Source organism: Streptomyces canus 299MFChir4.1, from assembly GCF_000383615.1.
In the GTDB taxonomy this organism is placed as follows: domain Bacteria; phylum Actinomycetota; class Actinomycetes; order Streptomycetales; family Streptomycetaceae; genus Streptomyces; species Streptomyces canus_C.
Genome location: NZ_KB911611.1, coordinates 60,208 through 85,239 on the forward strand (window position 1 = coordinate 60,208; position 25,032 = coordinate 85,239).

A 25,032-nucleotide genomic window follows, 5' to 3' on the forward strand; every position below is an offset into this window, starting at 1 on the left:
CCCTTTTCTGAGCAGGTGCCAGGAACAAAGAGACTTCGGTGACGGAGCACTCGCGTGCCGTATCGTCCTTTGTGCCGATCCCCTTGCACTGGAACGAGGCACGAGTACACGTCGAGTCGACGACAGGGTCGTAGGATCACCGCGACAGCTCCCGGTGTCTGCGCCACTGGACTCGAAGTCCAGCCGGCGTCGCGGCGGCCTTGGCGGGAAGGTACCGACTGTGGTGTCCCACTGCGGGTGTCCTGGACCAGCGGTCACCGCAACGACGTCACTACCCGACCGCGACATCTGTCGACGCCGCCCGCGAGCGCGGTATCACACCGAAGAACCCCGGCGCGGTCGGCCACAAGGCTCGGGCCTGGGCAGGGTATACGGTGGCTCGCCGGATCCGCCCGGAAGGACACCCATTCTGGCGGGCCGACCGCTTCCTGCGAGGATCCGCCCCAGCATCAGGCTGTCTCGCTCAGTGAGGGCGCCTCACGCGGGATCGCGTTCGCCCGCCGGGAACCCCAGGCCGCAACATGGGTACGGGAACGAAGATCGAGTGCCATACGGATGTTACGGATATGCGCCTCGACGGTACGCACCGACAGATGCATCCGCGCTGCTACCTGGCGGTTGGTCAGTCCCATGGTCACCAGGGCGATCACTTCCCACTCACGCGGGCTGAGGGGATCGTCGCTCCCGGCCATATCGTGTGTAGCACGCCCAGTGCTCTGTACCCCGCTGGGAACGCCCAGCCTTCCCTTCACCGCAAAGTCCACGATCTGCCGCGGTCCCATCTCGCGTCCCGCCGCGAGTGCTCCCCCGGCCCGGGCCTTCGGCAGGGCGTTCAGTGCCGTGGCCACCGCCTCCTCCAGCCTCTCCTGAAACCAGGGGTGCCACGCGGGACGCGCGAACACACCTGACCTTTCGACTGCCGCGCACAGTCGAAGTCCCCGCTCGAACCGCCGGCCGCGGACCGCGGTTATGGCCAGGCCCCACAGTGCAAGGCCCGCTCCATCCGAGTGGTGCATTCCTTGCAGCGACTCCGTGAAGTACGCCTCCGCTCCGGCGAGGTCGTCCCGGTCCAAGGCAAGGATGCCCGCGATGCAGAGAGCCGCTCGCAGCGGAGCCGGGCCCGCTCCGGCTCTCAAGTCGGGGAGGGCCTCATCGACGAGCCACGCTCCCCGGGCCCCGTCGCCATCCAGCATGGACAGCCACGCAAGCAGGCTCATACAGAATGCCGTTGTGACCCGATCGCCAAGCCTGTCACTGATCTCCAGGCACTCCTCAAGATCGGTCCTTGCTCCCTGGTCGCCCCGCGTCGTTCTGACGATGCTGAGCGCGAGCACGGCGCGGGCGAGCCGAGGTTCATGACGGCGCGGACGCCTGCGTTCAAGCTGCACGGCCTGCCGCGCCAGCCCCACCGCTTCGTCGTAGTCCCCCTCCGCCACGCTGAACAGCGCCGCCGTCGCCAGGACCGTGCTGCGGTCGTCGGATCCCGAGGCCGTGCATTCAAGCGCCCTGGCCAGCGGTTTCCGGTGCTGCGCGGTGTGATGTCCCTGGTGAATGTCCGTGAGGACCAGCGCGGTGACGAGGAGCAGCTGGCGCGGGTCACTGCCTCCGCTCAGCCACTGCAACACATGCTGAAGGTTGTCGCGTTCCTCCTGCAGTCGCAGACAACTCTCAGCAGGCGTCAGCGCCATGTCTCGGAGCGGACCCGCGAGTTCCGTAAGCCAGTCGACAAGGCGGTCGTACACCCGTGGCTCTTCACCCTCCGCGCGCAGTTGCTCCTGGCCGTAGCACCGAATCGACTCCAGCATCCGGAACCGAGCGGAACTCACCCTTCCAGAACAGGCAACGATGAGAGACTTGGTCTCCAGCCCGACCAGCAGCTCCGGTACCGCCGACGCGGGAATGCCCTTGTCCTCGGCGAGGACCACGGCGGCGTCCAGACCGAACCCACCTGGCAGCAGCGACAGCGACCGCATCAGTGATCGCTCCACTGGCGTCAGCAGGTTGTAACTCCAACCAATCGCCGATCGCAGACTTCGGTGACGCGGTTCCGCCGTATGTCGTCCACAGGTCAGCAGAGCCAGGCGATCGTCCAGCAGGCGGTGAGGCTGCGACGGCGGAAAGACCCCCACGATCTCGGCCGCCAGTTTCAACGCCAGCGGCAGCCCGTCGAGTCCCGCACAGAGCGCGCCGACATGCGCGGCGTTGTCATCGGTGAGCTGGAATTCGGAAACGACCTGTGCCCGGTCAACGAAGAGCCGGACTGCGTCTGAGCGGAGCACGCTGGTGAGTGATTGGCTCTCAGCCGGATCCGGCACGCCGAGACCACTCAGTGAGTACACCACCTCGCCGGGCAGCAGCAGCGACTCGCGGCTGGTGGCCAAGATACGCAAGCGAGGATAGCGATGGAGTAGCTCGCTGACGGTCGCACCGCAGTCGTCGATCACATGCTCACAGTTGTCCAGCACCAGCAGCCAATCCCGGTCAGGATTCGCCACGCTCCTCGTCCCCGCGATCGCGGTACCCCTGTCGTCGCTCTGGACGAGCGCAGCAGTGATACGCCGACGCACCTGCTCGCCCTCGAACACTGAGCCCAACTCCACCAGCCGGACCTCAGTGCGCCTGCCTCGCTGCTCCAGCCTGACCAGTTCCAGTGCCAGGCGGGTCTTGCCCACACCAGCCGGCCCCGTCAGGGTCAGCAGCCGAGTGGTGCGCGCCAGCTGCCTCAGCTCCACCAGCTCGTCGGACCGTCCGATGAAACTGTCCAGCCGGGCCGGCACCCCAGCCGAACCCACGGCACGGTTTCCATCGGCGCCGAGCCGTCGGTGATACGCGGGTTGACGGCGGTCTTCCGCGCGATCCCTCGGGGACGGTTTTCTGATCCCCGTGCGTGTGCCCTCTTCGCAACTCGGCTCGCCGCAAGTCGCATCTCGCAAGGTTGAGGATGATTCGGCCGTCATCATTCACAAATCCTCTCCATATGAATACATCCCCACCTCATGCTTAGTGCGCCTGGCGGACGACTCTGCGGGATGCCCCCTTCGCCGGACAAGCTGTGTCGTGCGTAACGGGGGTGGCATGAATCAAGCCGACGTCTTCCCGCCGGTGCAGGATCGCCTGGTGCAGCCGACCCACACCCCGGCACGGGGCCAGATCAGGAAACGAAGGTGCACCGGTAACTCCGAGGCGCAGCAGGGCGCCAATACTGGTCAGGCACAGCTGCTGACCAACACGTAGATCATGGCCGCGAACCGTGCCTCATCAGATGCGACGCTCGGTGCACCGCCGCCCTACGGTCGTGCTCTGGTCTGAGATCAACGGCCATGTGATCTCCTACGAGCCGTCCGGCACGGTCCGACTCCACGTCTCCCCTCATAGAGGGTCGACACCGGACTCACCACCTTGGACACGATTCAGGTCCAGGGGTTGGTGTCGTCCTCCGTGCCGCCACTTGCCCCGTCGGCCTGCACGGTCGCAGCGTGCAGTCGGTTGGGCGCGACATCGTCGGCCCCTGCGACCATGAGAGGGATGACGGTGATGATGCCAACGACGGCAACCTTCGTGATCTTGGTCCTGAATGCGACGATGCTGTTCATCTCTTGCTTCCTTCCTGGTGAAGATCCCTGCTGGGCTTCTGGTAAAGAAGCTAGGAGTAGCCGCAATCCCGGTGCTTTGGCTCCACTATCTTCTACGGATAGTGGCGCTCTGCTCGTCGTGGCTGACTTCCTCGGGTTGTTGTCGCTGTTGAGTGAGGGCCAGTCTGGTGCCGGCCAGGCAGCCGTCGATGAGGTCGGGCCGGATGTGGATCTGACGTAAGCCCCGGCGGAGGGTGCGTTCGAGGTGCTCGTCGTCGGTGAAAGCGGTATTGGCCAGCGGCCCACGCCGTAACAGCGACCCGACGCCCACTACTGGATTCAAGTCCGGCGCACAGGTGGGTAGTTGGATGATGGTCAGCCAGTCGTGTGCAGCCGCGTACTCGCGCATCCCGGCGGCCCGGTGAGTGTTGAGGTTGTCCCGGATCAGGACGATGGGTGCCTGGAGTTGGACATGCGCGCGGACGACCAGGTCGCGATAGTCGCTCCAGGCGAAGGTGTCGCATCCCCTGTGCTTGCGGTGGCGGCGCGGTCGGTAGATCAGCCGGGACGTCTCGCCCGGTTTGCGGCAGCACATCGCCGCGATCGACCAGCGGCGCCCGGAGCGACCCCGCACCCGCACCACCGGCGTGTGTCCGGCCCCAAGTGCGGGCCCGGGGCGGCGTCATCGAGAACCCGGACTCGTCCTCGAAGACGATGTACGCGGCCAGGCGCCACCGCGGTCATTCCCCCTGCGGCCACACACCCTTCTTCCACAGCCCAACCGCCTGCTCGTCGCGCTCCAGTGCCTACGCCTACTACGCCGCCTGGCGTGACGAGGGAATCCTCACCAGGCTCAACTACGACCTGACCGGCCTCGCCCGCGTAAAGGAAGGAGGCAAGCCCGAACCGGCCGCTTCCGTGATCGACACCCAAAGCGTGAAGACCCCCACCAACATGCCCCTGACCAGCCAGGGAACCAACGCCGCCGAGAAGATCGTCGGCAGGAGACAGGGCATCCTCACCGACACGATCGGACTCATCCTCGCCGTGACTGTCGCCGCCGCGAGCCTGTCCGAGAACGTAAGGACATCAACGCCTTGCCGATGTGCGGACACGTGACGTTTGAACTTGAAGTGGCGGCCACAATGCAGGCGGCTTGCCTCGTTCGGTGACCCTCGACGATGGGCTTCAGCGCTTCGCCGTCATGGGTATCGGCGGCCGAGACGCCGGCCCGGACAGCGCTGTCCGCCGGATGATCAACGTCTGGATGACTTGGACGAGCAGGCACATCACGGCGCCTGAGGCGGATCATCCAGCGCCACACGACTCCGGGTGCTCTGGCAGCAACCACCGTTGCACACGGAGTAGTTGCTCGGATCCCCCCGGCGGGACGCGAAACGCGTTACCCAACCTGGGGCAACGACCGGGGTTGCCCAGGGTGTCGGGCTATAGGAGTTGTGCCGGGACCGGGCGACGACGCTGGTCACAATGTTCTTGAACCGCTGCCTATATGCCCCCATCGAGTCCGAGAAAGATAGAACGTTCTATCTTGACGGTGCTCTTTGGTGGAGCTAGATTCAACATATGGCGAGCGTTCCTATCAAGTCCGATCTCCCATCGTCGAGCGTGGGCACGTTGTTCACACCGGATCCGGAAGAGAGCCGTGAACCCCCCCGAAGGTGTCATCGCGCCCCCCTTGCTTCGGTCGCACTTCAACCGTGTCGCGTTCGCAGTCGTCGGGGGCGCACTGGCTCCGGTGACCGCACAGGGCCGGGCTCAGCCTGCCGGCCGCGTTGAACATCGGCATCGTAGCCTCGGTCGAAACCGCCAGCATTCTTCGCAAAGGGCAGATCTGGACCATCGTCCAACTCGTCGTCGCAATGGGCGGTCGGCGGCCCAGAGTCGTGAACAGTACAGTCTCCACCGCCATTGGGGCGTCGTTCATACTGCAGGCCGGACGGTTGGACGCCTAGCTCGGCGTCATCACCCATTGCACGGTGCTCAGTTGGATTTTCCTCCTGGTCTCCGCACTTCGACTCAGAGAAACCACGAAGCCGGCCAGACTGGGGGCCACAGGCATTGGACATGTGTTCCCTTCCCGACGTGCCGACGGCACTACAGGTGTGGGCGCCTGACGCCGACAGGGGACAGCAAGGCCGGCATCATCGTCAACGGTGTTGACTGCTCCAGCCACCAGCTTGAAACCGTGCTTGCCGTGTCCGAAGTTGTCACCCGGTTTTTTGTGGCTGTCTCCCATCCTGCCGCCAGACAGCGACTTCAAGCAGTTGGCTGCCCTGTCCACCACGACGGTCGTGGACCAGGAGATGCACCGGGTGATCGTCGCTCTGGTCGCCGAGACACTCGGCGAGGCAGTCAGGGAGGCAGTCGGGGAGGCAATCGGCAAGAACACCTATCCCGAAGAATCGACCGAAACCGCTTTGGCAGACATCTACGCCGAACTGTTCGACCTCGCCACGTTCAACGCCACGACCGGCGTCTACGACCTGGATGGGATATCACTCGACGTGCTGCGGCTGGCACGGACAGCGCGGACAGCGCGGACAGGGCTCGGACAGGAACCACCGGCGCTCAACGTATTGCGAGCCCCCAGCATGCATGAACCAGCACGGCTCATCGCTGCGCCGTACAACACCGCCAGGAGCGACGCCCCTGTGGCGCCACCACAGGCCATGGCGAAGCCTTTCACGCACGAACGCCCCTTTCACGCCCTACGAGCCCGTGGCCTCAGCCCTGCAGGAAAGCCCTTCGGCAACTTCACCCAGACGACCCGGTCAGACGTCGCAGCCATCCCCCACGTGGAACCACACGGCCGGTACGTGCTTGCCGGATGCGCCTTCGCAGCGACCGTCGTGTTCGAGATCGCCACAGGGCTGGAGGCCAATGGCGAATGGGTGGCATCCACCGGGGCCTTCAACAGCCCATCACTCCTCAAAGACCGCATGGATGAACCTGGCTTCATCGACAAGGAAGTCAATCCTGCTTGGCCTCCCACCGACCGAAGAGCAGAAGCACTCGCCTATCAAGGGATCCGCCTCCACGCCGAAGCGGCCGGTTGGAGTGAGCGATGAGCGAGTTGAGCAGCCCTGCATGCGGCAACACATTCAACGAGTCATCGAGTGCAGCCGACACACGCCTACGACAGAACAAGTTACTGCGGTCTTTCGTAGGCCGGCAGGAAGAACTGGAGCGATTCCGCGCTGCGCTGCAGCGTGACACTGGCTCACTCGTGGTCCTGGCGCTTCACGGCCCCGGAGGAATCGGCAAGACAGCGCTCCTGCAACGTTTCGCCGTCGAGGCCAGGCAGCGCGGTCTGCACGTTGTCGAGTTCGACGCGGGACGAATCAACCCGACTGAGGAGACCTTCGAAGTCGCGTCGGACGTCGCCACGGCGGAGCGCATCGTCGTACTCGTCGACGCCGTGGACCGTCTCGACCGTCCGGAAGGCTGGCTGAGGGACCGGCTCCTTGCTGGACTCCCCCGAGACTCGCTGGTGGTACTCGCGAGCCGCCGCCCCCCCAGCCTGATCTGGCAGATTGATCCGACATGGGACGACGCACTTGAAATCCTTCCTCTGCACCCTCTGCATCCGGCTGAGTCAGCGCATCTCCTCCACACCACGATCCCCGGCCGGATCACCGACCGTAGGGCCAGGCTCGCATTCGCCGGCGGTCACCCCCTGGTTCTGCGTGTGGTTGGTCGCGACCCAGGCTCTACCACCATGGGTGATTGGCAGCCTTCACCACACGTCGTCGAAGAGCTTCTCGATGGCGTGGTGGGCACTGTGCCGTCGCTGGCCCATCGTCGAGCCCTCGAAATCTGTGCACACCTGAGCGAGGTCACGGAGGACGCACTCCGTTTGTTCCTACCCGACCAAGCGCACGAGGTATTCGACTGGATGCGACGGCAGCCCTACACCGTAAGCCGCCGCTCCGGTCTGCGTTTGTTGGCCGTGGTGGGCGAGGCCCTGGACAAGGATCTCAAATGGCGGGCGCCCAGCTACTATCGGTCGATGCACCAAGAGGTGCGGGCTCATGTGACCCACTTGATTCGCAGCGGTCCTGAATCAGCCTCCCTACAGGCCGCTGCCTTGTTCAACCACGTTCAGATCATGGGGAGATGGCTACCTGGCTTCGACTGGACCGATCGCGACGAGCACACACACGAGAGCACGTTCGGCGCCGAAAGCATCTCTGCAGCCCTGGACCTGGCAGGTGAGGTACTCGACGCCGCTAGTGTCAAGATCTTCAACTTTTGGCTCCACCGTCGGCCGAACAGCTTCCGCCTATACCGATCAGCCCAATCGGGAGAAATCGTTGGCTGTATCGGCCTGTTGACCTTTGATCGCTGGGATGCGGTGGAGACCTCTATCGATCCCGTGGTCGCCCACATCCGCAACCACGTCGAAATCAACCGCGCACTACGGTCCGGTCAGCAGGTGCAACTGATCCGCTTCGCCCTCGTCCGTCGACGCCCTGCGGAGCGGCCGGCCGTCCTGGCCAGGATGATGGCTCGGATCACCCGGGAAATCCTGAGTCAGGACCAATTGCAGTGGACCTTTCATGTCGCTGGTTCGGACGACTCGACGGCACGCCTGCTGGAGTACGCAGATTTTCATCGCCTGCCCCGGACCCCCTTGCTGATGGGGCAAGGCATCACACTGTGGGAACACGACTGGGGCCTAAGGGGGATGGACGAATGGATCAGCATGCTGGACGACCAGGTGGTCTCCGGACCCCGACGCTACGACAGTGTGAGATACCCGCGCCGAACCCGCCTGTCCAGAGCTGCATTTGACCTCGCTGTGCACGACGCCCTGCGTAACTGGCACCGGTCGGAGCGTATGGCTGCCAATCCGCTACTGCGAGCCGCATTCGTCGCTTCCCTGCCCGGTGAGCCGGAAAAAAATCTGCGGCACCTGATCGTGCAGGCGATCGAAGCCATCGCCGAAGGCGCCAGGACGAAACAGCAGAAGGCGGTGGTCCGGGCGACCTACTTGGAGGGCGGCAGCACGCAACAGGCCATAGCCCGGAAACTGTCACTGTCCTTCAGCACATATCGCCGCTACCTCAAACAAGGCATCGAACAGGTCTGCTGGCAACTGTGGAAACGCGAAACGACCCTGACAGCTGGCCGTTTCGTCGTTCCGCACGCTGGGAACCCCGGTTCGGGCCGCCCGGCCAACCCGCTCGAAGCAAGCTGATCACGGCGAATGCCAGCAGGGGGACGGCGGCCTGTGACGACACTGCTCAGGCCCAACCGATCGGGCGAGAAGTCTTCAGTGATCAGACGGGCGGCGCCACCCGAAGGCCTGTCCGCATGTGCGATCGTGGCCCCGTCCGCAGCGGGCGGAGAGCACTCGGTCACAGACCGTGCTGAAATCGGGTCGGCCTCGTGCGGTGTCGTCGGGGCGGTTGCCCTGTCTGAGCGTGGAAGGGGATGGCGTCGAGGAGCAACAGCACATGGAGTCAACGGCTCTGCGGCGCTGGGGAGTCGGCCTTTCGAGTGCGCCATCCGCGCCCATCCGTGTGGGGTGCCGTACAGCTTGTCTTCCCGCGCGGACAAGTCCTCGTCACTCAAACGTGTGCAGGCTCCAGCTGGTGCACACCTGCACCGTGGGGCCCTGGCGTACTGTCACTTGCCTGCTACATGATTGTCCGAGGCCTCACCGCAGGCCGGATACGAGAAGAGGAACAGAACGGTGATACCGGATTCCCATTGGGGTGAGCGCGGATTGTGCCGGACCGGCGATCCGGACGACCTTTTCGTCGAGGGGGCCGCGCAGCATCGAGCGAAAGCTCGATGCACCGGCTGTCCCGTGGACACCGAGTGCCTGGCCTACGCGTTGGACGGCCGCATCGAGTTCGGAGTCTGGGGCGGCATGACCGAGCGTGAGCGGCGGGCACTGCTGCGCCGTCGCCCGACCGTCGCGTCATGGCAGCGCCTGCTGGAGGACGCCCGCGCGCAGCAGCAGAGCACTCCCCCGGTCTGCGCCGGCGAGTCGGTCCACACGCCGCCCCGAGCCTGCTGACTTTCCGTACACCGGACACACACGCCACCGTCTCGGCCGTCGCACCAGGCCGGGCTTGCACCGCCCGCCTACGTCAGGTAACCGTTCCCGAGCACGCCCTGCGGTCTGCACCGCCCACGGCCTTTGTGGTGAACCACAGCACCTCCCCGGGAAGGTTTTCGGGAGCACCATCTACCAGGTCACCGACCGGAGGAGATCTGACGAGAAGTCGCAGATCCAGGCCCTGGACCGGTCCCAGCCGGTGCTGCCGATAATGCCCGAACGGCGCACCCATTACTATGTCCGCAACGGCCTGACCACCCTTTTCGCTGCTTTCGACATCGCCCCGGTGAGGTCATCACCGCCCTGCACCGTCGGCACCGGGCCGTGGAGTTCAAAAAGTTCCTGATCCGGATCGACAAGGAGGTGCCCGCACACCTGCAGATCCATCTGATCGTGGACAACTACGGCACCCACAAGACCCCTGCGATCAGGGCATGGCTGGCCAAGCACCCGAGGTTCGAGCTGCACTTCACCCCAACCGGCTCCTCCTGGATCAACCAGGTCGAGCGGTGGTTCGGCTACCTCGCCCACCAGATGATCCGCCGCGGCGCACACAAGAACATCCAAGCCCTCGAAGCCGACATCCGCGCCTGGGTCAAGAACTGGAACAAGGACCCCAAGCCGTTCATCTGGACCAAGACAGCCGAAGAGATCCCCGACTCCCTCGCCCGCTTCTGCCGACGAATCTCTGGCGCAGGACACTAGCCGCCGATCGCCGACATAGGGCGGTCCGGCTGCAGGAAAGTGGGAGTGTCCAGGCCCGAGCCGGCCTTCTTGCCCCACATGGCCAGACGCCAGATGCGCGCGATCTCCTCGTCAGGGACACCCGAGCGCAGGGCGGCACGCAGGTCCGTCTCTTCTGTCGCGAACAGGCAGGTGCGTATCTGGCCGTCTGCGGTGAGGCGGGTGCGGTCGCAGGCGGCGCAGAAGGGGCGGGTCACCGAGGCGATGACGCCGACGCGATGCGGGCCGCCGTCCACGATCCAGCGCTCGGCGGGGGCCGAGCCGCGCTCCTGGGTGCCCTCCGGGGTCAGCTCGAAGCGGGTGCGCAGGGCGGCGAGGATGTCCCCCGCGGTGACCATGCCCTCGCGCTTCCAGCCGTGTTGCGCGTCCAGGGGCATCTGCTCGATGAAGCGCAGCTCGTAGTCGTGCTCCACGGCCCAGGCCAACAGGTCCGGGGCCTCGTCCTCGTTCAGACCGGGCATCAGGACGCTGTTGACCTTGACCGGGGTCAACTCCGCGGCGCGGGCGGCCTCAAGACCTTCGAGGACGTCCTTGTGGCGGTCCCGCCGGGTGAGCGTCTTGAAGACGTCCGGGCGCAGGGTGTCCAGGGAGACGTTCACCCGGTCCAGGCCCGCGGCCTTCAGGGCCGCGGCCGTGCGCTTGAGGCCGATGCCATTGGTCGTCAGGGACATCCGAGGGCGCAACTCCAGCGCGGCGGCCCGCTCGACAATGCCGACCAGGCCCGGGCGGAGGAGGGGCTCGCCGCCGGTGAAGCGGACCTCCTTGATCCCGAGGGTGGTGACGGCGATGTCGATCAGGCGGACGATCTCGTCGTCGGTGAGCAGGTCGGGTTTGCCCAGCCACTGCAGGCCCTCTTCCGGCATGCAGTACGTGCACCGGAGGTTGCACCGGTCGGTGAGCGAGACCCTCAGGTCGGTGGCCACTCGGCCGTATGTGTCGGTAAGCACGTGGCCCCTCCCTCGTTGCGGATCGGTGTCAGCATTCTTTTCCCGTCACGTGCGAGCCTACGTGACCGCGCTGACAAGCACGTCGGCCCGACCGCGTGAGGCGCGGCACGGCCGCGTCGTGTCACCGGCCGGGTCACGGATGGGCTGCTCTCCCGCTCGGGCTGCGGCCAGGGCATCGATAGGGTCGCTGCAGGTGCGGGCGGCGGGGTGGCAGTGAGCCATGGGCTTGAGCGGGACGCACACGATCCGCTCGCCGACGGCGAGGAGATCTGCTTGAACTTGCCCGCCACATACCGCTCCACCGTGTGCTGTGAAACCCCGAGCGCCTGGGCGGCGGACTTGGCGCCCTTGAGCAGCTTGACCAGGTACGGATACCGACCCGCTGGTCCGCCAGCATGGCGGCCCGGATGTCGGGGCGCCATGTCTCCCGCTGCGGCGCCAGCCATGGCCTCGCATTAGTTTCGCGCCCGGGAGACGCGACGTCGCGGTCGGCCTGGTGATGGTCGCCGCCGGTCGGGCGGGCGGCTTCGCGGCGGCCGGCGCCGGTGGAGCCGGCGCCGAAGTTGCCGGGGTGGAGGTGAACGTCTCGGGCACGTTCGGCTCGGAGTCCGCATCGGCCGCGGGTACGGGGCAGCGCGCGGCGAGGCCTTCGAGCAGGCGAGCGTAGGCGGTTCGCTGTGGCGGTCGCGGTTCGTTCTTGCCGGACTCCCAACTGGCCACCGTCTCCCGGCGGTTGCCGAGCTCGCGGCTCACGCCCATATGCGTAGCGAACTGCGCATCCTCGCCGCTCGTTGGACTGTTTATGGGGCGGGGTACATGGAGTTGGATTGTTCCGGATGGGCTGTGGGAGATCGCGAGGCCGCTGATTCCACCGTCGAAGCTGCGGCCGCAGGGCGGTGGAACGCAGGACACGCCTGATGAGACGCTGTTCGCGGCGATCATCTACGTGCTGGTCAGCGGCTGTGCCTGGCGGGCTCTGCCGCCGTGTTTCGAGCTCTGTGGCCAGACCGTGCCCCTGCTGGTCCGGCCGGGAGGCCATGACTGCTGACGGGATGGCGTACCCGCCAAGCTGTGCTGGCGTGATCACTGGATCCATTAGGGCGCGAGCTGCCTTCCGCCGGCCGCACGCACGAGTTCGTCGAGAGGCTGGAGAAGCGGGTTCAGTTCGTCGGCGACGACTGGGCTGAGGACCATCACGATATCGAGGTCCGGGACGGAGCGGGCCGCAGGCTCGCCACCGCCCGGCTGGTCCGCATCGACCGTGCCCAACTGCGCCTGATCGCGGGCGACAGCGAGCGGGCCCAGGCCGTGAAGGTTGTCACCCGCGCCCACCAGACCCTGATCTGGGAGCGGACCCGCACCTTCCAGCGGCTGAGGAACACGCTGCGCGAGTACTTCCCCGGTAACCTGGCCGCCTACGCGGCCCTGGAGCGATCGTGAGGTCCGGGTCCGAGGGGCACGAGACCACGGCATCGGCCTTGAACTCGGGCGAATACACCCTCATGACCATACGCGACTCCTCTTCCCCGGGGCCGGGATCGGAGGTGTCCACCACTCGGGGGGAAGATCCGCGTGCGTGAGACTTCGGTGCGGCGCTCGGCGGCATGGATCGGCGTGCCTCATCCCGAGGATCTGTCTGTCGCGTCGGCCAGCGCGCGAACAGCGAGGATCTCCTCGGCGCTTCGCAGGACGGCCGCGTCCACGAACCTCCCTTCGTCGTCGACGAGCGTGCCGCTGTCCGCCTGGCAGCTGAGATCCAGCAGCCGGCGGGCCCGGACGACGTCGTCGTCCGACGGCGTGAACACCTCGTGGATTACTGGGATCTGCTGCGGATGGATGGCGGTGCGCCCACGGAATCCCAGCTTGCGCAGGTTCCTGGACGTGCGGTCGAAGAGCTTCAGGTCCCTGAACGCGGTGGAGGTCGATCCCAGTGGTCTCGCGACGCCGGCTGCTGCAGAGGCCGTCACGACCTGCAGCCGGATCGCGGTCAGATGCTGGCGCTCCTCGTCGAGCTCCACCCCCAGGTCCGCGGCAAGGTCGACCTCCCCCACGCCAATGCGGTGAAGTCGCGGCAGCCGCGCGATCTGTCCTACCTCCATCAGGCCGGACGCGCTCTCGATGAGCGGTACGAGGACGATACTCCGCTCCAGCAGCCGTCGTTGCGCCTCAAGCCTGTCGAGATGGGCTGCGACCTCCTTGATCAGGCGGCAGTCCGCCTTCGGCACGACGACGCCGGTCAGGTTCGGTCCCACCACTGCGTCCAGGTCGGCGCTCACACTGTCGGCGTTGACGCGGACCCACTGCTGAGCCCCGGTCCTGCGCGCGAGCCAGTCACTTACCGTGCGTCGAGCCGGGACCTTGTCGGCCGGTGCCACGGCGTCTTCGAGGTCGGCGATGATGGCATCGGGACGCCGGAGGTCGGCGCCTGCCAACAGACGTGCGTCGTTCCCCGGGACGTAGAGATAGCTCCGGGCTGGTCGGAGGTCGTCCTTATTCTCACCCATCAGATGCCTCCTCCTCGGGGGCAGTACGAAACCCCGTAGTCCTCGTTCGGGTTTCGCCAGTCGGAACATCTGACTTCCTCCCGTCGAATGCCTTCACCGTCCTCCACAGGCTCCATGTCATCCAGAACCGGGCCTCGCACCGATAAGTCGATGTAGTAGATTGAGCGATATTGTATCGTCCAGCGGAACGGAACGATCTGTGTCACCATCTTCTCCCCTCCAGGGCGGCGACGACCGTACCGAAGCCACTGCGCGGGTTGCCGACGTGCTCCTGCACTTCTTGGGCGGCAGCGAGACGCAGGGGGTCTCTGAGATCGCGCGTGACCTGGGTCTGAGCAAGGCCGTGGTCCACCGCATCCTGCGCACCCTGGTCGACCGAGACCTCCTGGGGTTCGATGTCGGCACCCGTCGGTATCGGATGGGCCCTGCCGTCGCGGCCCTGGGCTCCCGCGCCCTGCGCGACAGCGACCTGCGCCGGGCTGCTCTCCCCATCCTGCGCGACCTCGCGTCGCGTGCGGGGGAAACCGCCACGGTCTCCGCACTCGTGGCCGACGAACGCGTTTACCTCGACCAAGTCATCAGCGACGACGAGATCAAGATGACGGTGGAGATCGGCCGCCGCTGGCCACTGCACGCCGGCAGCTCCGGTCGCGCCGTCCTGGCCTTCCTCGAACCCGCGCACCGTGACCGCATACTCGCCGGCGACCTCCCTGCCCTGACCGACAGCACGATCGTCGACAAGGAGGTCCTGCGAGAACGCCTCGCGGAGGTTCGCCGCGAGGGACTGGCGTTCTCCGGCGGCGAGCGCCAAGCAGGGGCTGCGTCCGTGGCAGCACCCGTCCTCGATGTCGACGGGCATGCGATCGGGGCACTCTCGGTGTGCGGGCCGGTCAATCGCTTCAACTACGAGGTCCGCGCCCGGTTGGCGTCGGCATTGCGCGCCGGCGCGGATGAGCTTTCCTGCTTGCTGGGATGGCGCGGCGGGCTGCCCGACTAGGATGTGGCCGGTCCGACCTGCGCGTTGCCGGGGGACGAGGACGAAGCCTGCGAACGACTTCACCGCGAGGTCGGTCGATGCAGGTAGCGACCCTCCGCCACCCCCATGATCTCACCGCCACGCAGGATGGTGCGGCCGCGCAGGAAGGTGTCGGTCACCTTGGCGGTGAGCTCGAAGCCCTCGAACGGCGTGTACTCCTGCGTCGAAGCGGACTCCTCGGCCGTGATGGTCCAGCTCGCGTCGTCGTCGACGAGTGCGAGGTCAGCGTCCAGACCCACCTGCAACTGCCCCTTCGTCGTCAGGCCGAAGCGAGCGGCCGGCGTCGTGCTCGTGAGCTCGGCCACCTTGTGCATCGGCAGACCACGGCGGCGGCCCTCGCTGACGAGCGCCGGCAGCAGGTACTCGGCACCGCCGAACCCGGACTTCGCGGCGAAGACGTCGTTGCGCGGGTCACCAAACTTCATTTCCTCACGGCAGCAAGCGTGGTCGCTCGTGACCCATGAGAAGTGCCCTGCCAGCAGGTGCTCCCACAACGCCTCGACGTCCTCCCTGGGGCGCAGGGGCGGGTTCACCTTCCCCGCTGTTCCCGTCGCCGTGCTGATGTCGGCGACGAGGTGCCCGATGGTCACCTCGCGCCGGAAGTCGATGTGCGGGAAGGTCGACTGCATCATCATCGCCGCCTCGATCGCCTTGCGCGAAGAGAGGTGGAGCAGGTTGATGGTGGGCAACGTCGTCTCGTGTGCGAGGTATGACGCGATGGTGATGGCCAACCCCTCGGAGTGCGGGGGCCGCGAGTCGCTATAGGCGGCGAGGTCACGCGCGCCGCCCCTGAGCTCCACGATCTCGCTGTACGCGCGCATGATCTCGGCCGTCTCGCAATGCAGGGACAGCGAGATCGCGTCCGCGATGTCGGGTCGCTCCTCACGGGCCTGCTGGATGCCGCGCATGACGAACTCGAAGTGCGCGTAGTCGTAGCGTTGCCCGTCCCTCAGCATCAGGAACGAGTCTTGCCCCGCCGATCGCCCGTGCAACCCGTGACCGCCGTAGAACATGAAGATCTTGAAGGAGGGCACGCCAAGGTCGTCGATGATGGAAGGGATCTCGTCGATGTGCTCGCGCTCGATCGGGGCCAAATGGAAGCCGAAGTCGATGTGCGAGTGCCCCTCGGTGGCCTGCAGGACCTCCGGCATCAGGTCGGCGTACGGGCCGGAGCGGTTGAGGTAGTACTGGCCGGTGCGCATATAGGTCAGTCCGGTGGTCACACCGCCCTGGGCCGACGCGCGGCTTTCGCTGACGGCGTCCTCGCGCAGGTCGTTGTAGATGCCCCAGTGCTGGTGCACGTCGATCACGCCGGGAAAGGCGAGCTTCCCGCCGGCATCGACCACCTCGCGGGCATCCTCCACACGGAGATGGGGGGCGAATGCCGAGAACTTCCCGTCGCGGATGCCGATGTCCATCAGCTTGACATCTGCCTCGTCGGCCCGCACGAGGCGGGCGTTCTTGATGATCAGGTCGTACTGGGTCATGACTTCTCCTCTGTTGTCTTCGCCAAGGTGCGCAACGACGACAACAGCGGGCGCACGTCGTCGAGCCCTTCCAATGCAGCGACCGTCCGCTCCACGAACTCGAGCGCGTCGTCGTCGAGGCCGAGTGAGGCGTTCTGACGGAACTTGAGGGCGAGTTCGGCGAAGGACAGCGGTCGTTGCGGCCCTCCCCGGTTCGCCAGAACCTCTTCTGCCCACTCCTTGCCCCCACGGGTGCGGACACGCAGGATGGCCGGGAACTGTGCGGGGAAGATGGCGGTGCACGTCGGGTCGGCTACGACGTCGACCTTGGCCATGAGTTCACGGCGTGCGGGGTCCTGGGCCAACTCGTCGGTGAAGTCCTCGAGGCCGACCCCGAGTCCCCCACCGCCCAGCAGACCGGCCACGACAGTGTAGGGGCCACTGAACTGGGCCATGTAGCCGGTCTGTGGCGCCCGCTTCACCTCGATAGGCTCACCGATGGTGGGGAGGTTCTGACGTGGCACCCGCAGCTCGATGGACTCGATCTCGGCCGGGTCCAGCCCACGTGCGCGCAGGGTGAGTGCCGCGTCGATGCCGGCATGGGTGAAATGGTTGGCCGGATAGGGCTTGAAGAAGATCTCGGGCAGCGACCAGGTCCGGCCGAGCCCCGCAGACACCTCGTCGGGGAAGGATCTGCCGTGCAACCAAGCTCGCAGGAAGCCGAAGCGCCCCTCAAGCACCGTGGGCGGGCCGGTGAACCCGTGACGGACCAGCTGGGCCGCGACCACGCCCGAATGCGCGGCCCACCCGCAGTGCATCCGCTTGACCGTGCCACCCGTCCTGTTGGCCTCGATCACGCCTGATCCCATCGACGCCGCCACGCCGAGCGTGTCGGCGACCCCACGCTCGTCCAGCCCGAGCAGCAGCGCGGCCGCGACCGCGCTTCCCATCGTTCCGCAGATCGAGGTCGCGTGCTGCCCGTGCTCGAAGAACATGGAGTTCTGGGCCTCGCGGTCATAGCCGGCCATGCCGAGCCGGACGGTGGTCTCCAGACCGACGGCGATCGCCGCCACCAGTTGCCGCCCGGTCGCCGCGGTCGCCTCCGCGACTGCGAGGGCTCCGGGGACAACCGAGGCACTGGGGTGAAGAACGGATGGCAGATGGGTGTCGTCGTAGTCGAGGGAATGGGCGAGGACGCCGTTGACGAAGGCGGCGAGCGGCGCCGACAACATCTCCGGCACCCCGATCGCGCTCGCCACCCCCCGCCCGCCCTGCTCGGCGACGTAGGCTCGGGCGGACGCGCTGGTTTCGAGCGCCGAGGCGGCAACGGCTATGCCCAGCACGTCGAGCACTCTCATGCGCACGCTGGCCACCACCTCGGCAGGGAGGACTTCAGGGTCGTGCCCGGCGTCACGCACCCGGACGGCGAACGCGGCGACCTGCTCGGCCAGGGTCTCTCGGGTCACCGGCTCAGCACCGCGAGCGGACGGACCGGGGAACCCGTGGCCCCGATGATGTTGAGCGGCACGAGCACAAAGGTGAAGACCAACTCGCCAGATCGCGCCAGCTCTTCGAGCGCCATCGTCTCGATGATGTAGACGCCCGACTCGACAAGGAGGACCTTGTGCGCTGGCAGCACGGCATGGCCATCGCCGGGCGGGAGCCGCTCGAAGGCAATGGTGTCCGCTCCGGCGGCGAGGATCTGACGGCCCGCCAACCAACGGGCCCCGGCCTCGGAGACGCCCGGCACACCGCTGTCCTTGCCGACGAAGGCGACGGCGTCCTCGAACCTCTGGCCCCACCCGCTGCGGATGACGGCCACGTCACCCGTTCTGAGGGTCGACCCCGTGAGTTCCTCGGCTCGGACGAGGTCGTCCACCGTGATCTCGTAGCCCGGCTCGCAGGCCGACACACCCAGCACGCGAGGAATGTCCAACAGCATGCCCCGCGTGACCATCGGCTCGATCGTGTGGACACCGTGCTCGAGGAACTTGCCTCCGCTCATCGCGTCGGGGACGTCGACGCCTCCGTGCAGGCACCCGTCGAAGGAGACGTGGGCCAAGGCGTCGATGTGGGTGCCGACGTGGGTGCCCATCACGATCATGTCGTTCGACGCCGAGGAGCCGTCATCGCGGACCGTGTCGCCGTGCCGTCGTGGAAGGGTGTGCCAGAAGGCGGGATGGTTCGGAGACTGGGGCATCCCCACGAACAGCGGTACCGCAAGGTCGATGACGCGGACTCCGTCCGAGACCGCATCGAGGAGGGCGCTCATCAGGCCACCACCCCGCGCTGACGCAGCTTGTCGAGTTCGCTCGTCGAGATGCCCGCCTCGCCCAGAACCTCGTCGGTGTCCGCGCCGATGCCTCGACCGGTGAAGCGGATGGCGCCCGGTGTCCGGGACATGCGCCACATCACGTTGTGCATCAGTATCGTGCCCAGGTCGTCGTCAGGGACGTCGAGGAGCATCTGCGTGGCACGGACGTGCGGGTCGGCTGTCAGGTCGCGTGCGTCGTAGACGGGGGCGACTGCCGCTCCCGCGGCGGCGAAGGCGTCGAGCACCTCGTCCCGGTCCCGACCACCGATCCAGCTGCCGACGTAGCCGTCGAGCTCGTCGGCGTGCTCAGCGCGTTGCCGGCCCGACGCGAACCAGGATTCGTCGATCACCTCCGGGTGGCCGACGAGGTGCATCACCCGCTCGGCGATCGCTTGGGCGCTGGTCGAGACCGCGACCCATGATCCGTCCTTGGTGCGATAGGTGTTGCGAGGAGAGTTGTTGGTCGAGCGGTTGCCGTGCCGGGTCTCCACCGTGCCGAGCTGGTCGAACTGAGTCGGACCCGGGCCGACCGCCGCCATGATCGGCTCCAGGATGCTCAGGTCGACTACCTGGCCCGGCCCTCCGTTCACCTCACGGTGGCGGAGCGCCATCAGCAAAGCTGAGGACGCAGCGATGCCGCAGATGCTGTCAGCCAGCCCGAAGGCGGGCAGTGTGGGCGGTCCCTCTGCCTCACCCGTCAGGGCCGCAAAGCCGCTCATGGCTTCGGCAAGGGTGCCGAACCCGGGTCGGCTCGCATAGGGGCCGACCTGCCCGAAGCCGGTCAGTCGGAGCAGCACCAGCCCGGGGTTGACCTCATACAGGACATCAGGTCCCAGCCCCCATCGCTCCAGCGTCCCCGGCCTGAAGTTCTCCACGAGGGCGTCGGCGTCTCGAGCAAGCTCAAGAAGCACCTGCGCTCCGTCCGGTTGGGACAGGTCGACCGCGACGGTCCGCTTGTTGCGGCTGACCTCTTTCCACCACAGCGGAACTCCATCCTTCTGCGGGCCGTGACCCCTCAGGTTGTCGCCGTGGCGCGGGTGCTCGACCTTGATGACGTCGGCACCAAAGTCACCGAGCAGTTGACAGCACAAGGGGCCCGCCAGGATCGTGGAGACGTCGAGGACCCTGATGCCCTCGAGGGGCATCGTCGGTCGGCTTCGGGCGTACGGCGCCCCGTCAGGCTCCGACAGCGTCATGACTCACTTCCTTGGTTGCAGGGTCGCTGCGTGACAGGACCCAGATGGAGGGGGCGGCCGGACCGCATGCCTCTGGACGCCGAGGTGGGCCAGCGGCGACGCCGCGGCGTTTTCGCCGCTGGTCGGATGGGGCCGTCCGGGGCCACTGCGTTCGGACCGGGTGGTGGCCTTCCCGCTCAGTGCTGCTCCCAGAACACCACCCGGCGGCGGACGACCAGGACGATCTCGTGCATGCCAATGCCGATGACGGCCATCACCACCAAGATGGCGAACGAGCCCGGGATGTCGAAGTTGTAGTTGGCCTGGAGCTGCGCATAGCCCAGTCCGGCCTTCGCGCCGACGAACTCCCCAACGACGGCCCCCACGACCGAAAGGACGATCGCGATGTCCAGGCCGGCGAAGATGTACGGCAACGCTCCGACGAGCTTGATACGAAGCAAGACCTGCCATCGTGTCCCGCCCAGCGAGCGGACGAGCTCGATGCGGTCCATCCCGGTGGCCCTGAGACCTACGACGCAGTTCACAAGCATGGGGAAGAACACGATGATGGCCGCGATGACGACCTTCGAGGTCAGACCGTAGCCGACAGAGATGACGATAATGGGCGCGAGTGCGACTGTAGGGACGGCTTGGAACGCCACCATGTAGGGCATCGCCGCGCGTTCGAGAAGAGCGATTTCGGAGATGACGAGGCTGATGAGGAAGGCGAGGCCGGCGCCCAGTGCGAAGCCCAGTACGGCCTCTTGCACCGTCACGCTCACGTTTTGCCAGAAGGTCGCGGTGCTGATGATCCCGTGCAGCGACGTCCAGATCTCCGACGGCGCGGGCAGCACGTAGGTCGACACGTCGAACGTCGTCACCGCCCACTGCCATAGGGCCACAAGCGCGATGACGATCAGCGGAGAGATGAACACGGCGGGGTAGCGGAGCACGAACCGGGCACCTCGGTATGCTCGACTCGTAGGTGTCTCGTCCGCGAGGATCGGCGTCGTCGTTTCGTCGGTGACGAAGTCGACCACCGTCACCGAGCCGGCGTTCATCGGAGTGGCTCTGTCAGGGACTGGCGGCATGGCTGTCATCGGCTGGCTCCAGAAGTGGCCGGGTCGGGTGCGGGCGGGTCATTGCGCTCGAGTAGGACGCGGACATCCTGTGCGGCCTTCTGCACCTGCGGATCGTTTGCCCGGTGCTCCCGGGGTGTGTGGATCTGCAGGATCTGCCGAACTCGCCCCGGGTGAGATTGCATCACCACGACCTGGTCCGAGAGATACATGGCCTCCGAGATCGAGTGCGTCACGAAGACGATCGTCTTCTGGCTCGCCCGCCAGATGTGCAGCAGCTCTCTGTTGAGTGACTCGCGGGAGATGGCGTCCAGCGCGGCGAAGGGCTCGTCCATCAGGAGCACGGACGGATTGTGGATCAAGGCGCGGCAGATGCCGACCCGCTGTTGCATTCCACCCGAGAGCTCCCAGGGGTGCTGGTGCGCGCATTCGCCCAATCCCACCATGTCGAGCAGCTCGTGGGCCCGGTCGCGGTACTCGCGGCGATTGCGACGCAGGATGTCAACGGGGAGCATGATGTTGCCGAGCACCGTCCGCCACGGAAGTAGCGTCGGACTCTGGAACACCATCCCGGTGTCACGACGGGGCCCGTCTACGCGGGTACCGTTCAACTGGATCTGCCCGGTGGTGGGGGTTACCAGTCCGGCGATCATGCGCAGCAAGGTGGTCTTGCCGCACCCCGACGGTCCCACCAGAGAGACGAACTGGCCACGGCCGACTTGGAACGAGGCCGACCGCAGCGCCTGCTTCACTTCGCCGTTGCGGCGATAGACCTTCGACGTCTCCGCCACGTCGATGAAGCCCGACTCGGCGGTGTCGGAGCGGTCGACACCGTCGGTGTTGAGGGATGTCTGCTCGGTGTTCATGCGGATTGTCCTTCGCTGTACACGCGGGTGGCGCGGGATGTGCGGCCGCGGCGCGGGCCGCACATCCCGGAGCATCCACTCAGGGGCGAGTATCGATGACTTCTTGGTTGTTGATGCCCTCACCAGCTGCGTTGCAGATGGAGCCGTCCCACACGTCGCTGATCTCCGGCTTGCCGTCCGTCAGGTTGCCGGCAGCCTCGGCGAACTTGATCATGTTGTTCCATGCCTTGTCCGCCACGCAGCCGAAGTTCTTCCACGTGGAGGGGTCCTCGCCCTGTGAGGTCCCCGGCACTCCGTCCGCGAACGGCGGGGCGATGAGAGACAACGTCTGCTTCATGCTCGCCACGTCCAGCTTGAACTGCTTGTCGTACGAGTTGGACGGCGGCTTGAGCTGCGGAAACTCCTTGTAGCCGAGCTTGACGGCGTCCTCGGGGTGGGCGGCGCTCCAGATGAGACCCTTGAGCATGGCGCGAGACAGCCCCGTGAGGGCCTTGGAGTCGCGTTTTATGACCGACTCGGGCGCGGTCCACGTGACACCGAAATGGCCACGGTCCAGGCTGCGTGGGAGATCGACGTCATCGAGCTTGACGCCGCTCTGTTCGATGAACAACAGGTCACCGGTGTAGTTGACCAGAGCGTCAGCCTGACCTGACTTCAGGGCGGCGACGGCGGCCGCACCGGAGCCGATGGGGGCGATCTTGACCTTGCCGGTCAGGCCGGCCGCCTTCACCTCTGCCTTCGCGACGTCGAAGCTGGCTGAGGCGAGGCTGGTCACGCCCAGCGTCTTTCCCTTGAGGTCTGAGATCTTGGCGATGCCGCTGCCGGGAAGGGTGACGGCCTTGTAGGGGTAGGAGACGCCAAGGGCCAGGAAGGACTTGACGGGCACGCCCTTCTGGGCCGACTGGATGACGTTCGTCGAGGAGGCTTCGCCGACCTCGATGGACCCTGCCGTCTCGGCCTGGATGACTGCCGTGGACCCCGCCATCGGCTGGACGTCGACCGAGACCCTCTCGTCCTTGAAGAACCCAAGTTGACTGGGGACCGCGATCGTGGGCACGACCTCGGTCATCGAGATGGGCGTGGTCGCAAGCCCGATGTTGAAGTGCGTCGTCGATCCGTCCGACGCAGGTTCGGAGTCCCCTCCACATCCCGTAATGATCGCCAGCGGCAGCACGACGACCGCCATCAGGCACGCTCGACGAGCGCCTCGGCGGTTTGTCACGTTGTCCATGAGAGACCTGCTTCCTTGTGTGTACCGCTATGCGGAACATTTGCACGAGAGGTCAGCTTGAAAGTATTGGAACCGAACCTTCTCTTCACGTCAATGAGGTAGATGTAGCCCATAGGTAAACATCTTGCGCGGGGTCCCCATCATCGATTCGTGATGCAGAACTGTTTCTGTGAACGGAACGCTTTGCAGATTCCACTCAGCCAGGAGGCGGCCGGCGCGCTAGTGCAGGAGCTTGGTGGCGCCGCGCCCTGAGACCATGGACGCTTCGGCGCCGGATTCCGAGGACGTCACCCGCTCACGTCTGCCGAAGACGTCCGCGCGCAGGGTCGCCGCCGCCCTCGTGCACGATCGTGTGTGCCCCGAGAGCACTGCGTCAGTCGGCGCCGAGCCATCGGACGAGCTCGCGCTTCGCACAGCACCGCTCGTTCGCTGCGGGGTCGGTGAGTGTCTGAGCAGTGCGGAGGCAACCGGCATCCTCTGCCCGAGTCTCGAGGATGGGGGCGCCTCGGGCTGGGGCGGGAGGCATGTCTGTCAAGACCTCCGCGCAGGCATTCTGACGTCCTGGGCATTCGAGCACCGCGAGGGTGACGACGATCGCGTCGCCCCCTGACCGGAGGCACTCTGGGTGGCGGGTGTTGAGCGGAAAAATCTCAGATAGCAGTATGGGCGATATTAGGGTAAGCCGTCCGCTTTCGAGTCGAACGTTGTCTCGCTATCTGGGATCCGACTCGAGAAACACCAACTGCCTGGACGGCTCTCGACGTTGCCGCGCAGGTTCTGCACGACGAGATCGGGACGCGCGGCCTCCAGCCATACGCGGCGTCGCGCCGAACTGGTTCCGATCCGTGCGCCTGGGCGCAGACCGGCGAGGCCCCGCCGACCACGCAGGGCGTCGTACGGCTCGTCGCGGCACGGCACGGCGGCCAGAACGCAGCCGTCCGCGAGTCGGCTCGGAACGTCCTTTGCCGCGTGGACCGACACGTCGACTTCACCGTCGCGCAGGGATGTGACCAGCGCGGAGATCCAGTCGGCCTTGTCGGCAACGGCGCGCTTCCGGTCCCCCTGGGACGTGATCGGCGCGATCTCGCAGTCCTCCGGCCACAGCTGTGCTGTCCGGCGCGCCTGTGCCATGGCACTGGGCGGCGTGCTGATGCGCACGGTCACGTCTCTGCCCGCAGAAAGGACGGTCAGCAGGACGTTCGCGATCCCCTGGTCGAGCGCGGGCCTCATGCGTACTCGCCCCCGTCCACAGCGAGGACCGTGCCATTGACAAAGGACGCGCGGTCCGAGCATAGGTACAAAACCGCGTTGGCCACGTCTTGCGAGGTGCCGAGCCGTCCGACCGGAATGGAGGCCCGCTTCGCGTCCAGGTAGCCCGGAGACGAGGTGATTTCGGCGGCCTGGCCGTTGCCGGCGACCGCCGCTGGTGCTACTGCGTTGACGCGGCAACCGGTCGGGCCCCATTCCCTGGACAGAAGACGGGTGAGGTGGTGGATGCCCGCCTTGCTCACGGCATAGGCCACAGCCCCCGGAGAAGAGTGCTCGCCGCGCATGGACCCGATGCTCACCACAGATGCGCCACTCGCGACCCGGACCCGGTTGAATTCCCGCGCGACCACGAACGTGCCGGTCAGGTTGGTCTGCAGCACCCGGTTCCACGAGTCCAGCGAGGTGGCGGCCGCGCTCCCGCGCTCAATGACGCCGGCGGCACAGACCAGCACACGGGGAGGCCCGACCGCCCGAGCGATCTCTTCGAAGACTCGGCGGCAGGCGACCTCGTCGACGACGTCCAGCGCATAGGACGCGTGCAGCGAATCTCCTGCCTGTCGTGCCGATCGGTCCAGACCCACGACGCGGTAACCGCCGTCGACAAGCGCGCGGGCGATCCCGCCTCCCAGAGCCCCCGAGGACCCGGACACCACGGCGACGGGCACGTCCTCCGGGGGTGTCGATCGTTCGTCCACAGCATCCTTCTTCCAGAGCGGTTGCTCAACGTCTCGCCAACAG

19 protein-coding genes and 4 pseudogenes are annotated in these 25,032 nt (G+C 66.4%); 9 read left to right on the forward strand and 14 right to left on the reverse strand.

All coding sequences use genetic code 11. The features are described 5' to 3' along the window. Positions 1-449: 449 nt before the first annotated feature. The gene (locus H293_RS0138165; RefSeq protein ID WP_020123055.1) at positions 450-2,792 is read right to left on the reverse strand and encodes an ATP-binding protein; all 2,343 of its coding nucleotides are present in this window, start codon (positions 2,790-2,792) and stop codon (positions 450-452) included. 283 nt (positions 2,793-3,075) lie between these two features. On the opposite strand from H293_RS0138165, the gene H293_RS58645 reads away from it, so the two are divergent. Beyond that, complete coding sequence (locus H293_RS58645; protein ID WP_158694492.1) at positions 3,076-3,234, forward strand: hypothetical protein; 159 nt, start codon at positions 3,076-3,078, stop codon at positions 3,232-3,234. Positions 3,235-3,410: 176 nt separating this feature from the next. Here H293_RS58645 and H293_RS0138170 read toward each other — a convergent pair whose 3' ends face one another. After that, positions 3,411-3,593, reverse strand: a complete 183-nt coding sequence (locus tag H293_RS0138170) for a hypothetical protein (protein ID WP_020123056.1) — start codon at positions 3,591-3,593, stop codon at positions 3,411-3,413. A gap of 85 nt (positions 3,594-3,678) precedes the next feature. Beyond that, positions 3,679-4,378, reverse strand: a pseudogene (locus H293_RS0138175) (transposase); the annotation flags it as partial. 1 nt (position 4,379) lies between these two features. Between H293_RS0138175 and H293_RS50795 the strand changes: the two are divergent. From H293_RS50795 to H293_RS53085, 5 genes and pseudogenes are all read left to right on the forward strand, one after another. After that, positions 4,380-4,652, forward strand: a pseudogene (locus H293_RS50795) (IS5/IS1182 family transposase); the annotation flags it as partial. A 1,145-nt stretch (positions 4,653-5,797) separates the two neighbouring features. Next, on the forward strand, positions 5,798-6,661 hold the full coding sequence (locus tag H293_RS58650; protein ID WP_158694493.1) for a hypothetical protein: 864 nt from the start codon (positions 5,798-5,800) through the stop codon (positions 6,659-6,661). Beyond that, positions 6,658-8,793 carry an ATP-binding protein gene (locus H293_RS55645; RefSeq protein ID WP_078612791.1) on the forward strand — a complete coding sequence of 712 codons (2,136 nt, stop codon included), beginning with the start codon at positions 6,658-6,660 and terminating at the stop codon, positions 8,791-8,793. Before H293_RS58650 ends, H293_RS55645 begins: the two co-directional genes overlap by 4 nt. Positions 8,794-9,291: 498 nt before the next feature. After that, on the forward strand, positions 9,292-9,621 hold the full coding sequence (locus H293_RS55650) for a WhiB family transcriptional regulator (RefSeq protein WP_078612792.1): 330 nt from the start codon (positions 9,292-9,294) through the stop codon (positions 9,619-9,621). A gap of 199 nt (positions 9,622-9,820) precedes the next feature. Beyond that, positions 9,821-10,368: pseudogene (locus H293_RS53085) on the forward strand (IS630 family transposase); the annotation flags it as partial. Here the strand turns inward: H293_RS53085 and moaA are convergent. After that, entirely contained in the window at positions 10,365-11,354 is a 990-nt protein-coding gene (gene moaA / locus H293_RS0138215; RefSeq protein WP_028808546.1) for a GTP 3',8-cyclase MoaA, read from the reverse strand. The pseudogene H293_RS53085 and the gene moaA sit on opposite strands and share 4 nt — an antisense overlap. A gap of 802 nt (positions 11,355-12,156) precedes the next feature. Between moaA and H293_RS55665 the strand changes: the two are divergent. Both H293_RS55665 and H293_RS55670 read left to right on the forward strand, forming a co-directional pair. Then, a pseudogene (locus H293_RS55665) lies at positions 12,157-12,363 on the forward strand (transposase); the annotation flags it as partial. 236 nt (positions 12,364-12,599) lie between these two features. Beyond that, positions 12,600-12,794 (forward strand): IS110 family transposase, encoded by a 195-nt coding sequence (locus H293_RS55670; RefSeq protein WP_259294615.1) that lies wholly within the window; start codon positions 12,600-12,602, stop codon positions 12,792-12,794. Between the two features lie 179 nt (positions 12,795-12,973). On the opposite strand, the gene H293_RS0138230 is transcribed toward H293_RS55670, so the two are convergent. After that, the gene (locus H293_RS0138230) at positions 12,974-13,927 is read right to left on the reverse strand and encodes an HpcH/HpaI aldolase/citrate lyase family protein (protein WP_078612794.1); all 954 of its coding nucleotides are present in this window, start codon (positions 13,925-13,927) and stop codon (positions 12,974-12,976) included. A 130-nt stretch (positions 13,928-14,057) separates the two neighbouring features. Between H293_RS0138230 and H293_RS50810 the strand changes: the two genes are divergently transcribed. Further along, complete coding sequence (locus H293_RS50810; protein ID WP_051138214.1) at positions 14,058-14,855, forward strand: IclR family transcriptional regulator; 798 nt, start codon at positions 14,058-14,060, stop codon at positions 14,853-14,855. Between the two features lie 59 nt (positions 14,856-14,914). Here H293_RS50810 and H293_RS0138240 read toward each other — a convergent pair whose 3' ends face one another. The 9 genes from H293_RS0138240 to H293_RS0138285 form a co-directional block, all read right to left on the reverse strand. After that, positions 14,915-16,381, reverse strand: a complete 1,467-nt coding sequence (locus H293_RS0138240) for a dihydroorotase (RefSeq protein ID WP_020123070.1) — start codon at positions 16,379-16,381, stop codon at positions 14,915-14,917. Beyond that, positions 16,378-17,826 carry an MmgE/PrpD family protein gene (locus H293_RS0138245; protein WP_020123071.1) on the reverse strand — a complete coding sequence of 483 codons (1,449 nt, stop codon included), beginning with the start codon at positions 17,824-17,826 and terminating at the stop codon, positions 16,378-16,380. Before H293_RS0138245 ends, H293_RS0138240 begins: the two co-directional genes overlap by 4 nt. Then, positions 17,823-18,632 carry a cyclase family protein gene (locus tag H293_RS0138250; RefSeq protein ID WP_020123072.1) on the reverse strand — a complete coding sequence of 270 codons (810 nt, stop codon included), beginning with the start codon at positions 18,630-18,632 and terminating at the stop codon, positions 17,823-17,825. Before H293_RS0138250 ends, H293_RS0138245 begins: the two co-directional genes overlap by 4 nt. Further along, a complete protein-coding gene (locus tag H293_RS0138255) occupies positions 18,632-19,870 on the reverse strand; it encodes a CaiB/BaiF CoA transferase family protein (RefSeq protein WP_020123073.1) in 1,239 nt (412 codons plus the stop codon). Before H293_RS0138255 ends, H293_RS0138250 begins: the two co-directional genes overlap by 1 nt. A gap of 176 nt (positions 19,871-20,046) precedes the next feature. Next, a complete protein-coding gene (locus H293_RS0138260; RefSeq protein WP_020123074.1) occupies positions 20,047-20,910 on the reverse strand; it encodes an ABC transporter permease in 864 nt (287 codons plus the stop codon). Positions 20,911-20,945: 35 nt separating this feature from the next. After that, a complete protein-coding gene (locus H293_RS0138265; RefSeq protein WP_020123075.1) occupies positions 20,946-21,794 on the reverse strand; it encodes an ABC transporter ATP-binding protein in 849 nt (282 codons plus the stop codon). 79 nt (positions 21,795-21,873) lie between these two features. Beyond that, entirely contained in the window at positions 21,874-23,025 is a 1,152-nt protein-coding gene (locus H293_RS0138270) for an ABC transporter substrate-binding protein (RefSeq protein WP_078612795.1), read from the reverse strand. A gap of 672 nt (positions 23,026-23,697) precedes the next feature. Beyond that, a complete protein-coding gene (locus H293_RS50815) occupies positions 23,698-24,255 on the reverse strand; it encodes a hypothetical protein (protein WP_020123078.1) in 558 nt (185 codons plus the stop codon). Continuing rightward, positions 24,252-24,989, reverse strand: a complete 738-nt coding sequence (locus H293_RS0138285; protein ID WP_020123079.1) for an SDR family NAD(P)-dependent oxidoreductase — start codon at positions 24,987-24,989, stop codon at positions 24,252-24,254. The genes H293_RS50815 and H293_RS0138285 overlap by 4 nt, the downstream gene beginning before the upstream one ends. Positions 24,990-25,032: the final 43 nt, after the last annotated feature.

What these genes read in the sequence shown, in the direction of transcription:
- H293_RS58645 (WP_158694492.1), top strand. Translation starts at nt 3,076, where the DNA reads ATGAATCAAGCCGACGTCTTCCCGCCGGTGCAGGATCGCCTGGTGCAG.
- H293_RS0138170 (WP_020123056.1), bottom strand. Translation starts at nt 3,593, where the DNA reads ATGAACAGCATCGTCGCATTCAGGACCAAGATCACGAAGGTTGCCGTC.
- H293_RS55645 (WP_078612791.1), top strand. Translation starts at nt 6,658, where the DNA reads ATGAGCGAGTTGAGCAGCCCTGCATGCGGCAACACATTCAACGAGTCA.
- H293_RS0138230 (WP_078612794.1), bottom strand. Translation starts at nt 13,927, where the DNA reads ATGTTCCGACTGGCGAAACCCGAACGAGGACTACGGGGTTTCGTACTG.
- H293_RS0138240 (WP_020123070.1), bottom strand. Translation starts at nt 16,381, where the DNA reads ATGACCCAGTACGACCTGATCATCAAGAACGCCCGCCTCGTGCGGGCC.
- H293_RS0138250 (WP_020123072.1), bottom strand. Translation starts at nt 18,632, where the DNA reads ATGAGCGCCCTCCTCGATGCGGTCTCGGACGGAGTCCGCGTCATCGAC.
- H293_RS0138255 (WP_020123073.1), bottom strand. Translation starts at nt 19,870, where the DNA reads ATGACGCTGTCGGAGCCTGACGGGGCGCCGTACGCCCGAAGCCGACCG.
- H293_RS0138260 (WP_020123074.1), bottom strand. Translation starts at nt 20,910, where the DNA reads ATGAACGCCGGCTCGGTGACGGTGGTCGACTTCGTCACCGACGAAACG.
- H293_RS0138265 (WP_020123075.1), bottom strand. Translation starts at nt 21,794, where the DNA reads ATGAACACCGAGCAGACATCCCTCAACACCGACGGTGTCGACCGCTCC.
- H293_RS0138270 (WP_078612795.1), bottom strand. Translation starts at nt 23,025, where the DNA reads ATGGACAACGTGACAAACCGCCGAGGCGCTCGTCGAGCGTGCCTGATG.
- H293_RS50815 (WP_020123078.1), bottom strand. Translation starts at nt 24,255, where the DNA reads ATGAGGCCCGCGCTCGACCAGGGGATCGCGAACGTCCTGCTGACCGTC.